This is a genomic window from Delftia sp. PE138, from assembly GCF_018320755.1.
GTDB lineage: Bacteria > Pseudomonadota > Gammaproteobacteria > Burkholderiales > Burkholderiaceae_C > Comamonas > Comamonas tsuruhatensis.
On the sequence record NZ_JABEPN010000005.1, the window covers coordinates 378,403 to 392,758 of the forward strand.

A 14,356-nucleotide genomic window follows, 5' to 3' on the forward strand; every position below is an offset into this window, starting at 1 on the left:
CGACCACTCAGGCGAACAACTGCTTGTGCTGGTCGCGCAGGAGATTCTTCTGCACCTTGCCCATGGTGTTGCGCGGCAGCTCCTGCACCACGAAGCAGCGCTTGGGAATCTTGAAATTGGCCAGCTGGCCCTTGAGCGCATCGACCACCGCCTGGGGCTCGAGCGAAGCGCCAGGACGCGGCACCACCACCACCACGCCCACCTCGCCGAAGTCGGGGTGCGGCACGCCGACCAGGGCGCTTTCGGCCACGCCGGGCAGCTCGTTGATGAAGCCTTCGATCTCGGCCGGATAGACGTTGTAGCCGCCCGAGATGATCAGGTCCTTGCTGCGGCCCACGATGCTGACATAGCCCCGCTCGTCGAGCTTGCCCACGTCGCCCGTGCGGAACCAGCCATCGGCCGTGAACTCCTCGGCCGTCTTCTCGGGCATGCGCCAGTAGCCCTTGAACACATTGGGGCCGCGCACCTGGATGTTGCCGATCTCGCCCACGGCCACGGGCTGGCCTGCGTCGTCCACGATGCGCACGCCCACACCGGGCAGCGCAAAGCCCACGGTGCCGGCGCGGCGCTCGGACTGGCCACCGTTGCGGCCATCGGCACGGTAGGGGTTGGAGGTCAGCATGATGGTCTCGCTCATGCCGTAGCGCTCCAGGATGACGTGGCCGGTGCGCTCCTGCCAGTCGCGGTGCGTCTCCACCAGCATGGGTGCCGAGCCCGAGATGAACAGCCGCATGTGGGCCGCCGCCTCGCGCGTGAGCCGCGCATCGGCCAGCATGCGCACGTAGAGCGTGGGCACGCCCATGAAGACGGTGGCGTCACGCATGCGCGAGATCACCGTGCCGGGTTCGAACCTGGCCAGCCAGATCATGGGACTGCCGTTGAGCAGCGCGCCATGGATGGCCACGAACAGGCCATGCACATGGAAGATGGGCAGCGCGTGGATGAGCACGTCTCCGTCCTGCCAGCCCCAGTAGTCCTTGAGGGTCTCGGCGTTGGACAGCATGTTGCCGTGCGTGAGCATCGCCCCCTTGCTGCGGCCCGTGGTGCCGCTGGTGTAGAGGATGGCGGCCAGATCGTCCTCGCCGCGCTCCACCACCTCATGCTCGTCGCCATGGTGGGCGGCGCGCTCCAGCAGCGTGCCGCTGCGGTCGTCGCCCAGGGTGTAGACATGGGCCACGCCCGAGGTGAAGGCGATCTTGGACACCCAGCCGAAATTGGCCGGCGTGCAGACCACGACGGCGGGCTCGGCATTGCCCACGAAGTACTCGATCTCGGCGGCCTGGTAGGCGGTGTTCAGCGGCAGAAAGACATGGCCGCTGCGCAGCGTGGCCAGGTAGAGCATCAGCGCTTCCACCGATTTGTCCACCTGCACGGCGATGCGGCTGGCGGGCGGCAGCTGCAGCGACTGCAGCAGGTTGGCCATGCGCGCGCTGCCACGGTCCAGGTCGGCCCAGCTGTAGAACAGGCTGGCGCCGTCAGCGCCTATGGCCTCTACGGCCCACTTTTGCAGATCCTGGGGAAAGGCGGCGCGCAAGGCAGCGAACAGATTGCGGTTGGTCATGGCTGTGAAGAAGAAGGAAGAATCCGCTGGGGACCGGGAAATCTCAGGCACGTTCATGGATTGGCGAAGGCGGCGCCACGGACAGCTCGCGCAGGATGCGCTCGCGGTCCGCGTCCAGCGCGGGCGGCTGCCTGCGCACCAGGGGCTGGCCGAGCGAGGCCTGCAAGGGATTGCCCGCCACGCGCAGCGTCTGGCCGCTGGGGGTCTGCACCTGGGCCAGCATGCCGCGCTCGCGCACCTGGGGGTGCTCGACGATGTCGGCCACGCTGTTGTACTCCCCCGCCGGGATGCCATTATCAGTGAGCAACCCCAGCCAATGCGCCCTGGGACTGTCCCGCAGGCGCGCCTGCAGCGCGGCCTTGAGCTCGGCCTGGTGCTCGCAGCGCAGGGCATTGCCGGCAAAGCGCGCGTCCTCGGCCAGTTCGGGCAATTGCAGCAGGCCGCAGAGCTTGCGAAACAGCGCATCGCTGCCCACGGCGATGACGAACCAGCCGTCCTGCGCCGCGAACACATCGAAGGGCGCCATGGAGGGATGCCGCGTGCCGATTGGCCCCGGCACGCTGCCCAGCGCGCCCAGGCGGGCCACGGGGTTCTCCAGCAAGGCCACCTGGCAGTCGAGCATGGAGACATCGACGCGCTCGCCCTGCCCCGTGCGCGAGCGGCGCATCAAGGCCGCCTGTGTGCCGATGACCGCGTACAGGCCCGCGCCCAGGTCGCCGATGGACACGCCCACGCGGCAGGGCCCGGCGTCCGGGTGGCCGGTCACGCTCATCATGCCGCTCATGGCCTGCACCACCATGTCGTAGGCGGGAAAGCCGCTGTAGGGACCCGTCTGGCCAAAGCCAGAGACCGAGGTCATCACCAGCCGGGGATGGCGTGCATGCAGGGTCTCCCAGCCATAGCCGAGCTTGTCCATGGTGCCGGGGCGAAAGTTCTCGACCAGCACATCGGCGCCTTGCAGCAGGCGCTCGAAGACCTCGCGGTCCTGGGGCTGCTTGAGGTCCAGCGCAATCGACTCCTTGTTGCGATTGACCGAGAGGAAATAGGCCGAGCCCCCGTCCACGAACGGTCCGATGCCGCGCGCATCGTCGCCCGTGCCGGGCTGCTCCACCTTGATCACGCGCGCGCCCAGGTCGGCCAGCATCTGCGTGCACATGGGACCGGCCAGCACGCGCGTGAGGTCGATGACGGTAAGGCCTTGCAGCGGCAGGCCCGTGGCTTGTTCATTCATAGGGATTTCCATATCGTTATCTATTGCTTGACGCGACACCCACAACCCATGGGACCGGCGGGGCCCAAGTCCAGGACACCGAGGAAGGGCCGCCCCCCCCCCCCGCACCGAGGGTGTCGTCGCCCCCGCGAAGCGAGAGGGGGAAGGCGCGTGGCGCCTCAGGGGGTGTCTCACTGCAGCCCGGCGCCGGAACGCTGGGTCAGGGCCTTGGACTCCTGACCTTCCTTCAGGGCCCAGGTACGGAATTCCTCAAGGGATGCCGAGGGCGCGGCCAGATTGCCCTGCTTGGCCAGCCTGGCCTTCACATCGGGGTCTTCCAGCGCCTTGGTGCTGGCATCGAACAGCTTCTTCGCCACGTCCTCGGGCAGACCCGCCGGGGCGAACAGGCCGAACCAGAACGTGTAGTCAAAGCCCGGCACGCCGGACTCCTTCATGCCCGGCAGATCGGGGAACAGCGGCGAGCGTTCGGCCGTGCTCACGGCCAGCATGCGCAGCTTGCCCGCCTGGGCCAGCGGCAGCACCGAGGGCGGCGTGCCGAAGGTCAGGTCCACATCGCCAGCGGCCACGGCCTGTATCGATGGCGCCCCGCCCTTGAACGGCACATGCAGCATGCGCAGGCCGCCGCTGGCACCCGCAAACGACAGCGTGGCCAGGTGCGTGATCACGCCTGCGCCCGAGGAGGAATAGCTGAGCTTGTCGGGCTGGCTGCGCGCCAGCGCCACCAGATCGCCCACGCTCTGGCCCGGAAAATCCTTGCGCACGGCCAGCAGCATGGGGGCCGAACTCCAGCGCGTGATGCCCGTGAAATTGCGCGCGCCTTCATAGCGCGCGCTCTTGTAGAGCAGCTGGTCTGAGCCATAGATGTTGGCGCTGCCCAGCAGCAGCGTGTAGCCGTCGGGCGCTGCACGCGCCACATGCTCGGACGCCAGCGTGGTGCCGGCGCCCGGGCGGTTGTCCACCAGCAGGGGCTGGCCCAGGATCTTGCCGACCTTGTCGGCCACGATGCGCGCCACCGCGTCGGCGCCGCCGCCGGGCGGAAATCCCACGACCAGCGTGACGGGCCGGGCGGGATAGGACTGGGCCATCGCGCCACCGGCCAATCCGGCCAGCAGCAACGACAGTGCAAAACGCTTGAACATGGCTTGTCTCCTCTTTATTGATACCCCCTGAGTCGCTGCGCGCCTTCCCCCAAAGGGGAACGACACCCTCGGTGCGGGAGCGGCCCTTCCTCGGTGTCCCCGAGTTGGGCCGCGCCGGTTCCGTGGGCTGTGGGCGGTAGGCAGCACCACGGGCAATCTGCGTGTATGCGGGAGGATGCTGCTCAGCGCCCCTTGAACTCCGGGCTGCGTTTCTCGCGCCAGGCCCGGCCGCCTTCCTGCAGGTCTTCGGAGGCGATGCTGCGCTGCACCTCGCGCGTGATCTCGGCCACGTCATGGCGGCCGCGCGCAATCAGGTTCAGGTGCTTTTTCATGCCGAACAAAGGGATGGGCGCCATGGCGGCCAGCGTGCCGGTGAGCTGGGCCACGGCCGCGTCGAAGGCGGCGGGTTCGGCCAGATGGGTGAGGAATCCGCAGGCCTTCATCTCCGGGGCCTGGATGCGCTCGCAGGTCAGGAACAGCCGCTTGGCCGTGTCCAGGCCCAGGCGCGAGACATAGCGCTCCAGCCCGCCCGCGTAGAAATGCAGGCCCAGGCGCGCGGCCGGCATGAACATTTCGGCCGCCGTGCTGCCCACGCGAAAGTCGCAGGCCAGGGCCATGTCGGTGGCACCGCCGTAGACGCCGCCGTGGATGGCGGCCACGGTCACGGCGCGGCATTGCTCGATGGCGTCCACCATCTCGCCGAAGCTGCTGCCCTCGGTCTGGCTGCCTTGGATCTCTGATATATCATAGCCACTGCAAAAGTACTTGCCCTCGCTGCGCAGCACCACCACGCGCACATCGTCGCGGCGGTTGATAAGCTCCACATGCGCGACCAGCGTGCCCAGGTCTTCGGGGGCCAGCTTGTTGGCCGCTTCGGGGCGCTGCAGCGTGATGGTGGCCAGGTGATCCTGGATGTCGAGTCTGGGTGTCATATGTATCAGTCAGTCAATCAGATATATTTGAATTAGAAAATGCTTCCAGCCAAGCAGCCATTGGAGAAAACCCCGGCCACGTCCAGCCTGCAGGAGCGTATACGGCAATCGCTGGAAGACGAGCTGCGCTCAGGCGCCATGCAGCCCGGCGATGCCATCGACGAACCGGCCCTGTGCGAGCGCTTCGGCGCCTCGCGCACGCCCGTGCGCGAGGCGCTGCTGCTGCTGGTGGCCAAGGGGCTGGTGGAGATCGTTCCGCGCTCGGGCATCTATGTGCGGCGCCTGGATGCGCGCGAGCTGGTGGCCATGATGGAAGGCCTGGCCGAGCTGGAAGGCGTGCTGGCCCGGCTGGCCGCCACGCGCATCCATGCGCAGCTGCGCGAGCGGCTGCAGGCGGCGCTGGCGCACACCGCCGCCTGCGCCCAGGCGCAGGATGCCCAAGGCTATGTGCAGGCCAACATGCAGTTGCACGAACTGATATACGAGGCCAGCGGCAACGACTTCATCGTGGAACAGACCCGGCTGCTGCGGCTGCGCATCACGCCCTACCGGGGCCGCATGTTCGAGAAGCCGGGCCGCCTGGCGCGCTCGCAGCAGGAGCACGTGGCCGTGGTGTCTGCGATCTGCGCGGGCCAGGCGGAGCTGGCCGCCGAGGCCATGCGCCAGCACATCTGCGCAGGCGGCAGCGCCTTCACCGACATGGTGCTGGGCGCGCCCGCGCAGGTGGGGTACGAGCGCCCGCGCAAGCCGAGGTAGCCCGAAGAGGGCTCAGGGCCGCACTTCGAAGGCCAGGAACTGCGTGACCTGGTTGTCCGCGAAGTTGTTGTCGGCCACCAGCACCAGGGTGCGGTTGCCGTTGGCCAGGCGCGGGCCCCAGGAGATGCCTTCGATGTTGTCCAGCTTGACGCCCTGGTAGGTCACGGGCATCTCCAGCAGCAGCTCGCGCTTCATGGGCTTGTAGCTGGCGCCCACCAGGCTCTTGAAGCTGCGCACATCGGTGGTGTCCGGCTCGATGGTGGCGCGCGTCAGGCGGATGGTGTTGCCTACGCCGTCGGCAAAGGCGCGCTCGATGGCGATGAACTCGTGGTTGGAGACCGCCAGCAGCTCGGGCAGGCCGTTGTCCGGCGGAAAGCTGCCGCTGGCGGCCTTGTCCAGCGGAATCTTCGGCAGCTGGTAGACGTACTGCGCGCCGGACTTGCCCGTGGCCGGATCGAGCTTGAGGACGCGGACCACGCTGCCCGCCGCCAGCGTGGTGAGGGGGCCGTCTTCCACCAGCGCATCCTCGTTGGCCGTGAACACGCTGCCGTCGGGCGTGACGGCCAGGGCCTCGAACAGCTTGTTGTTGCGCCCTCCGCTGGTGGTGTTGTCCACGTAGTTGAAGGCCGCAGGCGTCTCGAAGTCGCGCACGAAGCTGCCGTCCACCCTGATCTCGCGCACGAAGGGCTGGAACAGGCTGGCGGGGTCGGTGCTGAAGTTGCCCTCGCTGGACACGTAGAGGTTGCCGTTGGGCGCCACGCGGATGCCTTCGGGGTCCACGGTGCGGCGCGTGCCGGGCAGGGGCTGGCCGTCGCGGCCCTTGAGCGTGACCATCTTGCGGATGGTCACGGCCTGGATGGCCTTGTCATCGAACTGAATGCCCAGGTTGTAGAAGCGCGGCGTGCCGCGCTCGCCGCCGCGCTCATCGGAGATGGCCCAGTAGCTGCCATCGGGCGCGCGGTCCAGGCCGGAGATGCCGCCGAACTCCACGCCGTCGAACAGTGTCTTGGTCTTGATGCTGTAGTCGCCGATCAGCCGCAGCGAGCCGATGGTCTCGGGGCCGTCGTCGCTGCCGCCGCAGCCTGCCAGGCCCGTGGCCGTGCCGAAAGCCAGGACCAGCGCGAGCAGCACGGATGCGGGCGAGCGGACCTTGTCTGCCTTGTTCATATTCCCTCCCAGGATGGATCTCAGAAGGGATGGACCGTAGCCAAGGCCCGTGACAGGGTGGTGACATGCACGCGCATGCCGCCGCCCTGCCCCTGCCCTGCCCCCGCCCTGACCGGCCCCTCGTCCGCTACTCCAGCTTGGCGCCCGAGGCCTTGACCACCTGGGCCCAGCGCGCGATCTCGCCATGCACCATGGCCGCGAACTGCTGCTGGTTCATGCTGCCGTAGTCGGCGCCGTTGCGCGCCCAGATGGACTTGATCTCTTCGGCCGAGCCTATGCGCTGCACCTGGTCGATGACCTGGGCCTGCACCGCCTGCGGCGTGCCCTTGGGCGCCCACAGGCCGTACCAGGTGGTGACCGTGTAGTCGGGCAGGCCGGACTCGGCCGCGCAGGGCACGTCGGGGAAGGCGGGGTTGCGCTTGTCGCCCGAGACCATCAGCGCACGGATGCGTCCGCTCTTGATGTGCTGGGCCGAGGAGCCCAGGCCGTCGAACATCATGTCCACATTGCCGGCGATCAGGTCCTGCAGCGCCGGGCCTGCGCCCCGATAGGGAATGTGGGTGATGAAGGTATTGGTCTGCAGCTTGAACAGCTCTCCGGCCAGATGGTGCGATGTGCCCGCGCCCGCCGAGGCGTAGTTGAGCTTGCCCGGCTGCTTGCGCAGGTCGGCCAGCAGATCCTGCACGGTCTTGCCCGGCACGTTGCGCGGGTTGACCACCAGCACCTGGGGCACGCTGGCCAGCAGGGCCAGCGCGACGAAGTCGCGCTCCAGGTCATAGTCCAGGCGGGGGTACATGGACGGCGCAATCACATGGTGGGTGCCGCCCATGAAGAAGTTGTAGCCGTCCGGCGCCAGCTTGGCCGCGTAGCTGGCGCCCAGGGTGCCGCCTGCGCCGCCACGGTTGTCGATCACCAGGGTCTTGCCCGCGCTCTTGGCGAACTGGGCCGAGAACGGCCGGGCAAAGGCATCGGTGCCCCCGCCGGCCGGAAACGGCACGACCAGGTTCACGGGCTTGGACGGCCAGTCCGTCGCGGCGCGGGCTGCCATGGGCAGGGCCAGCGCGGCCATCGAGGCCCCGGCCGCGCGCAACACCGCGCGCCGCCCCGTGGGGTGGGAAGCTTGCATGACTTGTCTCCTTGTCGCCTCTTTGAGGCTGTCTTCGTTGTCAGGCGCAGCAATCCCTGTGCAAGAAAAGGGGCACGGCCTACGCCGCGCCCCTTTTCATTTGCACAGGGCTTCGATGTCCGAGGACACCGGTATGCGGCCCTGCGCCAGCAGGCCGCGATGCTTGTCCAGGCGCTTGAGGTCGTAGAGATAGTTGACCATCAGGCCCAGCGACTGCTTGAGTCCCTTGGCCGACAGGTCGGCCGCCCAGTTGAGCCGCTCCACGCGCGCGCCGTTGCCCAGGTGAAAGCGCGCCACCGGGTCCAGCGGCCGGCCCTTGGCCGTCTCGCGCCCCAGATAGTGGGCAGCGCAGAACAGCAGGGCGCGGCGCACAGGCGCGTCGGGCTTGAGATCCTGCGGCGCATCCAGCGCCGCCAGCAGGTGCTCGGCGCCCATGCCGCCGGCCTTGAGCTCGAAGGCCTTGCGCTGGCGCTCGTCCATCTTCTCCAGGATGGCGTCGCCGTGCTTGGAGATCCAGGCGCGCAGGCCCGGAATGGGCGACAGCGTGGCGAAATGGCGCAACCGGGGGAATTCGCCCGTCAGCGTCTCCACCACATGCTTGATCAGCGAGTCGCCGAAGCTCACGCCGCGCAGGCCGGTCTGGGTGTTGTTGATGGAGTAGAAGATGGCCGTGGTGGCGCGGCCCAGGTCGGAGGCTGCGGCGGTCTCGTCCAGCAGTGGGGCAATGCTGTCGGACATCTTGTCCACCAGCGCCACCTCCACGAAGATCAGCGGCACGGTGGGCATGCGGGGGTGAAAGAAGCCGTAGCAGCGGCGGTCGCTGTCCAGGCGGTTCTTGAGATCGGCCCAGCTGCGGATGTCGTGCACGGCCTCGTACTGGATGAGCTTTTCGATCAGCGAGGCCGGCGAGTCCCAGCTCAGGCGGCGCAGCTCCAGCAGGGCCACGTCGAACCAGGTGGAAAACAGATGCTCCAGCTCGGCATCCAGCGCGGAAAAGCGCTGCTGCTCCGCCTTGGGCAGTGCCAGCAGTTCGGCACGCAGGTCCACCAGAAAGCCCATGCCGCCCTGGGGCTGGGCAAACCGCTGCAGCAGCCGCGTGCGCGGCGACATCAGCGCGCGGCGCAGATCCATCTCGGCATGGCCGCGCTCGGCGTCGCTGGTGGCCGTGTCATAGCGCTTGCGTGCGGTCATCAAGGCGTCGGTGTCGGGGCCGAACTGCTCGACGATCAGCGCCCAGAAATCCTGGCGCGCCGGCAGCTCGGCCTGGGCATACCAGTCCATCAGCTGCTGCGCGTGGCGGCCACCCTCGACATCGCTGAGCGCTGCGTCGGCGGCAGCCTGCAGGTCTTCCATGAGCTTGCGCAGCTCGCGCGGGGACAGCACTTCCTGGCCTCGGCGCAGGGTGGCCTGCAGGCGCTGGGCCGTGCCGCGCGGCGCGGGAGCCTTGGCTGCATCGCCTTCGGCCTTTTTTGCAGGCGCAGCGGCCTCGGTGCTGCGAAAGCGGGACACATTGCGGGCAATCCAGTCGGTAGCCAGACCCATTCAGACACTCCTCCATATCAAGCGGTCACGGGACTGTCATGCCGCCAACGGGCCAATGACAATCCCTTGCTGCTCACATTATGGGAGTCTGTACGCCAGCGCGTGTACGCCGATGTCGCGATCTTGTCTTCGGGCAATCCCCAGCACGCGCGCGCCACGCCAAAAAGAAAGCGGGCCCAGGGCCCGCTTCGCATTGTGTCCAGCCAGGTTCAGGCCGGCTTGCCCGCATGGGCCGGATAGGCCGGACGCCCCGCCGCCCACAGCCACATGGCAATGCCGCCGATCACCATGGGCACGCACAGCCACTGGCCCATGCTCATTCCCAGCGACAGCAGGCCCAGGAAGTCGTCAGGCTCGCGGAAGTACTCGGCAATGAAGCGGAAGGCACCATAGCCGGTCAGGAAGACCGCCGCCACCTGGCCCGGCTTGTGCTCCTTGCGTGCATACAGCCACAGCAGCACGAACAGCAGCAGGCCCTCGAGCAGGAACTGGTAGACCTGCGAAGGATGGCGCGGCAGCATGGAGCCGCTTTGCGGGAAGACCATGGCCCAGGGCAGCTCGGGGCTGGCAAAGCGGCCCCACAGTTCGCCATTGATGAAGTTGCCGACACGGCCCGCCGCCAGGCCCGTGGGCACGCAGGGCGCGACGAAGTCGGCCACCTCCAGCCACGAGCGTGCGCGCGAGCGCGCGAACCAGACCATGGAGCCGATGACGCCGATCAGCCCGCCATGAAAGCTCATGCCGCCCTGCCAGACGTAGAAGATCTCCAGCGGATGGCTGAGGTAGTAGCCGGGCTTGTAGAACAGGCAGTAGCCGAGCCGCCCGCCGACGACCACGCCGAGCACGCCCAGGAAAAGAATGTCTTCCACGTCCTTGCGCGTCCAGGCGCGGTCGCCCTGCATGCGCACGAAGGGCGGGTGGCGCAGCCTGCGCGTGCCCAGCCAGAGGAAGAGGCCGAAGGCGGCCAGATAGGTCAGGCCGTACCAGTGCACGGCGAGGGGCCCGATCTGCAGGGCCACGGGATCGATCTGCGGGTACATCAGCATGGTCGGCATTGTGCCGCAGCGCCGCATGGCCGGCGCCGGCCAGGGGTTGGAAAGATGGCGTCCCGCCCGCTCAGCCTTGCGGGCCTTCCTGGATGGCCGTGAGCTTGTCCAGGGCAGACAGCAGATGGCGCTGCTCGGTGGCGGTGAGCAATTGCTCCAGTTCGTCTTCCAGCTGCACCACCACGCCTTCGGCCCGCGCCTGCAGTGCGCTGCCGTCGTCCGTCAGGTGCAGCTGCTGCAGCCGGCGGTCGCGCGGATCGGGCTGGCGCCCGATGAGGCCGCGCTGCACCAGGCGCTCGACCACGGGCACCAGGTTGGAGGGCGAGATGTCCAGCGCCTCGCCCAGCTGGCGCAGGTAGATGCCCGGGTTGGCGTGGATGAGCACCAGGATGGAGAACTCGCTGGGCTTGAGGTCCAGTTCGGCCACGCGCCGCGCAAACAGCTTGTGGATGTGGATTTCCGCGCGCGTGAGGCGGTAGCCCAGAAAGCGCTGCAGGCGCGACTGGTCGACGGCGGGTTCGAAGGAGCTGTCCATGGACACGGATCCGGAAGAGGAAGAAGGCGCAACGAAGCAAGGCCGCACCGGCGCCTGCGGTTCTGCAGGGCCGGTGCGGCGTTCCATCATAAAAGCCCCGGCAGCCCGCTCAAGCCACGGCGGCTGGCAGCGGCGTACGGGCAGCGGCCTCGGTGCGGCGCAGCCAGTGCTCCGCATCCAGCAGGCCATGCGCAAGGAACCAGGCCGCGCTGTCCGCCTTGGAGCGGCGCAGCGCCGGATCGGCCAGCGGCAGGCTGACGCGCGCCGCGCGTGCCCAGGCAAAGGCCATGCACAGCGTGCCGACCAGTCGCAAGTAGTCCTCGGCACAACGCGCCAGCAATTGCCTGTCGCCGGCAGCGCCGGTACACAGCTCGCCCGTCAGCGCTTGCATGCGCTCGGCCCAGCTGCGCAGCGCGCCTGCAAAGCCGGTCTCCATGCCCGCGGCGTCGCAGGCATCGGCCTCTTCACGCAGCACCTTCAGCAGCGGCGCCAGCGCGGCACCGCCGCTGGAGGCCACCTTGCGCTGCAGCAGGTCCAGCGCCTGGATCTGGTTCGTGCCTTCGTAGATCATGGCGATGCGGGCATCGCGCAGCGTCTGCTCGATACGGTACTCGTGCACATAGCCGTAGCCGCCGAAGACCTGCAGCGCCTCGCTGGCCAGCGCAAAGCCCCGCTCGGTGAAAAAGGACTTGACCACGGGCGTGAGCAGCGAGGCCAGCGCATGGGCCTGGGCGCGCTCCTCGGCATCCGGCGCCTGTTCGGCCAGGTCCAGCTGGTGCGCCACCCAGCCTGCAATGGCGCGCATGCCTTCGGTCCAGACGCGCAGGTCGGCCAGCATGCGCTGCACGGCCGGCTGCAGGGCGATGGGGTCGGCGGGGCCCTGCGCATCGGCAGGCCGGGGCTGGGCGCGCATCTGGCGTCGCTCGGCCGCATAGGCGCGCGCCAGCTGCCAGGCCATCTCGGCATGGCCCAGGCCCTGCAGGCCCACGTGCAGGCGGGCCGAGTTCATCATCACGAACATGGCAGCCAGGCCCTGGTGGGGCTGGCCCACCAGCCAGGCCTGCGCGCCCTCGAAGCGCATGGCGCAGGTGGCGCTGCCCTTGATGCCCATCTTCTTTTCGATGCCGTCGCAGTGGATGGCGTTGGGCAGAAAGCTGCCGTCGTCCCGGGGAATGCCGCGCGGCGCCAGGAACAGCGACAGGCCGCGCGTTCCCTCAGGCGCATCGGGCAGGCGCGCCAGCACCAGGTGGACGATGTTCTCGCTCATGTCCTGGTCGCCGCCCGAGATGAAGATCTTGCTGCCGTCCAGGCTGTAGCTGCCATCGCCGCGGGGCCTGGCCTGGCTGCGCAGCAGGCCCAGGTCGGAGCCGGCCTGGGGCTCGGTCAGGCACATGGTGGCCAGCCAGCGGCCGCTGACGATGTGCGGCAGGTAGGTGGCGCGCAGGTGCTCGTCGCCATGCGCGTGCAGGCAGGCATAGGCGCCGTGCAGGATGCCCGGATACATGGTCCAGCCATGGTTGGCCGAGGCCAGCATTTCGTGCAGCGCGGCATCCAGCAGCTGGGGCAGGCCCTGGCCGCCAGCGTCGGGGGCGCAGGCCAGTGCGGGCCAGCCTGCCTCCATGAAGGCTGCATAGGCGGCGGGGAAGCCGTCGGGCGTGCGCACCCTGCCCTGCTCCAGGCGGCAGCCTTGCAGGTCGGCCGGGCCGTTGAGCGGGGCCAGCACGTCGGCGCAAAAGCGCCCGGCCGCCTCGACCACCATGTCGGCCGTCTCCTGGTCCAGGGCTTCATGGGCCGGCATGCGGCGCCAGTCGCCCTCGGCGCCCAGCCAGTGCTGCTGGACGAAGCGGATGTCCTGCAGCGGCGGCTGGTAGTGCGAGCAATGTGATGCCTGCGCGCTCATGCCCGGCCCTCCGTGGCCGCGACCAGGCGGCGGTAGGGACCGATGGCGCTGGCCAGGCACAGCACGGACAGCAGCGCGGCCAGTGCGGACACCAGGCCCAGCGACAGGCCCACGAGCTTTTCGTCATGGAAGACGAAGTCCGTGAAAAAGGCCACGAGGAAGGGACCGAGGCCCAGCCCGATCAGGTTGATCAGCAGCAGGTAGATGGAAGTCACCTGGCCGCGCAGCTGGTTGGGCGTGACCGCCTGCAGGATCGGCGGCGCCAGCGCCACCGGCATGCCCAGGAAGAAGGTGGTGGCCGCCACGGCCACCAGGGCCACCGTGGGCGTGGGCGCAAAGGCCAGCACCAGGCCGGTGATGACGAGCACGCCGGTGGCCACCAGCGAGATGACGATCGACCCCACCTGCTTGCCGCGCGCCGTGAGGTAGTCGGCCAGGAAGCCGCTGAGCAGCATGCCGCCAATGCCGAAGGTCAGGATGATGACGCCGTAGGCCGGGCCGATCTCGCCGGGCGTCCAGCCCCACTGGCGGATGAAGGTGGCCGGCAGCCAGGCCGTGACGCCGAAGGTGATCATGGCCGTGATGCCCGGCGCCAGCAGCAGCGGCAGGAAGGCGCGCTTGTTGCGCAACACATGGGACAGGTCGGGCGCCGGTCCCGCGGGCGCGGCCACTTTGGCGGATGCGGCCCGGGCCTGCAGGCCCCGGCGCACCGGCTCGCGCACGGTGTACATCAGCGCCACCAGCGGAATGCCGGGCAGGGCCACGAAGATGAAGGCCGCCTGCCAGGGCTTGAAGCTGCCCAGCAGCGGGAACACCACCTCGCCGGCCTGGCTGGTGGCCTGGATGACCAGGCCGCCCACGATGAAGGCCGTGGCCGAGCCGATGTACACGCCCGAGGTGTAGATGCTCATGGCGCGTGCGCGGCGCTCGGGCGGGAAGTAGTCGGCCAGCATGGAATAGGCCGCCGGCGACAGTGCCGCCTCGCCCACGCCCACGAACATGCGCGCCACGAACAGCGAGACGAAGCCCGTGACATAGCCGCCCGCCGCCGTGGCCACCACCCAGATCGCCATGCCGATGACGATGAGATTGCGGCGGTTCCAGCGGTCGGCCAGGCGCCCCAGGAAGATGCCGACGAAGGTGTAGAAGATGGCGAAGGCAAAGCCGTGGACGATGCTGAAGACCCAGTCCGACAGCTGCAGATCCTTCTTGATGGGCTGCACCAGCAGGCCCAGGATCTGGCGGTCCACGAAGGACAGGGTGTAGGCCAGCAGCAGGATGATGGTGACGTAGTAGGCATAGCCGAGTCCGTTCGACTCGGCCGGCGCGGGCGTGGACACGCGGCCCGGCGGGTAAGGCAGGCTCATGGAGACCTCCTGTGGAGGAAGGGAAAGCGGAAAAAAGAAAGCGGGAAAGCGAGA

The 14,356-nt window shown here is 68.5% G+C and carries 12 protein-coding genes; 1 reads left to right on the plus strand and 11 read right to left on the minus strand.

The features are described 5' to 3' along the window. Positions 1-7: 7 nt before the first annotated feature. From HFGMBDPB_RS19210 to HFGMBDPB_RS19225, 4 genes are all read right to left on the minus strand, one after another. On the minus strand, positions 8-1,561 hold the full coding sequence (locus HFGMBDPB_RS19210) for a malonate--CoA ligase (RefSeq protein WP_034363058.1): 1,554 nt from the start codon (positions 1,559-1,561) through the stop codon (positions 8-10). Between the two features lie 43 nt (positions 1,562-1,604). Then, complete coding sequence (locus HFGMBDPB_RS19215; RefSeq protein ID WP_126311833.1) at positions 1,605-2,792, minus strand: CaiB/BaiF CoA transferase family protein; 1,188 nt, start codon at positions 2,790-2,792, stop codon at positions 1,605-1,607. A gap of 170 nt (positions 2,793-2,962) precedes the next feature. Beyond that, on the minus strand, positions 2,963-3,931 hold the full coding sequence (locus HFGMBDPB_RS19220) for a Bug family tripartite tricarboxylate transporter substrate binding protein (protein WP_043789638.1): 969 nt from the start codon (positions 3,929-3,931) through the stop codon (positions 2,963-2,965). Positions 3,932-4,113: 182 nt separating this feature from the next. Continuing rightward, entirely contained in the window at positions 4,114-4,863 is a 750-nt protein-coding gene (locus HFGMBDPB_RS19225) for an enoyl-CoA hydratase/isomerase family protein (RefSeq protein ID WP_017405751.1), read from the minus strand. A 39-nt stretch (positions 4,864-4,902) separates the two neighbouring features. On the opposite strand from HFGMBDPB_RS19225, the gene HFGMBDPB_RS19230 reads away from it, so the two are divergent. Beyond that, positions 4,903-5,619: a GntR family transcriptional regulator gene (locus tag HFGMBDPB_RS19230; RefSeq protein ID WP_212646027.1), complete on the plus strand. Its 717-nt coding sequence runs from the start codon at positions 4,903-4,905 to the stop codon at positions 5,617-5,619. 12 nt (positions 5,620-5,631) lie between these two features. Here the strand turns inward: HFGMBDPB_RS19230 and HFGMBDPB_RS19235 are convergent, their stop codons facing one another. The 7 genes from HFGMBDPB_RS19235 to HFGMBDPB_RS19265 all read right to left on the minus strand — a co-directional run bounded on the left by HFGMBDPB_RS19235 (position 5,632) and on the right by HFGMBDPB_RS19265 (position 14,302). Continuing rightward, the gene (locus HFGMBDPB_RS19235) at positions 5,632-6,786 is read right to left on the minus strand and encodes an esterase-like activity of phytase family protein (RefSeq protein ID WP_043789635.1); all 1,155 of its coding nucleotides are present in this window, start codon (positions 6,784-6,786) and stop codon (positions 5,632-5,634) included. A gap of 127 nt (positions 6,787-6,913) precedes the next feature. Further along, positions 6,914-7,912, minus strand: coding sequence for a Bug family tripartite tricarboxylate transporter substrate binding protein (locus HFGMBDPB_RS19240; protein ID WP_212646028.1), 999 nt, complete (start codon positions 7,910-7,912; stop codon positions 6,914-6,916). A gap of 96 nt (positions 7,913-8,008) precedes the next feature. Further along, the gene (locus tag HFGMBDPB_RS19245) at positions 8,009-9,454 is read right to left on the minus strand and encodes a malonyl-CoA decarboxylase (RefSeq protein WP_212646029.1); all 1,446 of its coding nucleotides are present in this window, start codon (positions 9,452-9,454) and stop codon (positions 8,009-8,011) included. Between the two features lie 209 nt (positions 9,455-9,663). Continuing rightward, complete coding sequence (lgt, locus tag HFGMBDPB_RS19250; protein WP_223275185.1) at positions 9,664-10,509, minus strand: prolipoprotein diacylglyceryl transferase; 846 nt, start codon at positions 10,507-10,509, stop codon at positions 9,664-9,666. A gap of 61 nt (positions 10,510-10,570) precedes the next feature. After that, positions 10,571-11,035 carry a MarR family winged helix-turn-helix transcriptional regulator gene (locus HFGMBDPB_RS19255; protein WP_016445187.1) on the minus strand — a complete coding sequence of 155 codons (465 nt, stop codon included), beginning with the start codon at positions 11,033-11,035 and terminating at the stop codon, positions 10,571-10,573. 109 nt (positions 11,036-11,144) lie between these two features. After that, positions 11,145-12,935: an acyl-CoA dehydrogenase gene (locus tag HFGMBDPB_RS19260; protein WP_212646030.1), complete on the minus strand. Its 1,791-nt coding sequence runs from the start codon at positions 12,933-12,935 to the stop codon at positions 11,145-11,147. Next, the gene (locus HFGMBDPB_RS19265) at positions 12,932-14,302 is read right to left on the minus strand and encodes a spinster family MFS transporter (protein WP_016453086.1); all 1,371 of its coding nucleotides are present in this window, start codon (positions 14,300-14,302) and stop codon (positions 12,932-12,934) included. Before HFGMBDPB_RS19265 ends, HFGMBDPB_RS19260 begins: the two co-directional genes overlap by 4 nt. Positions 14,303-14,356 lie beyond the last annotated feature (54 nt).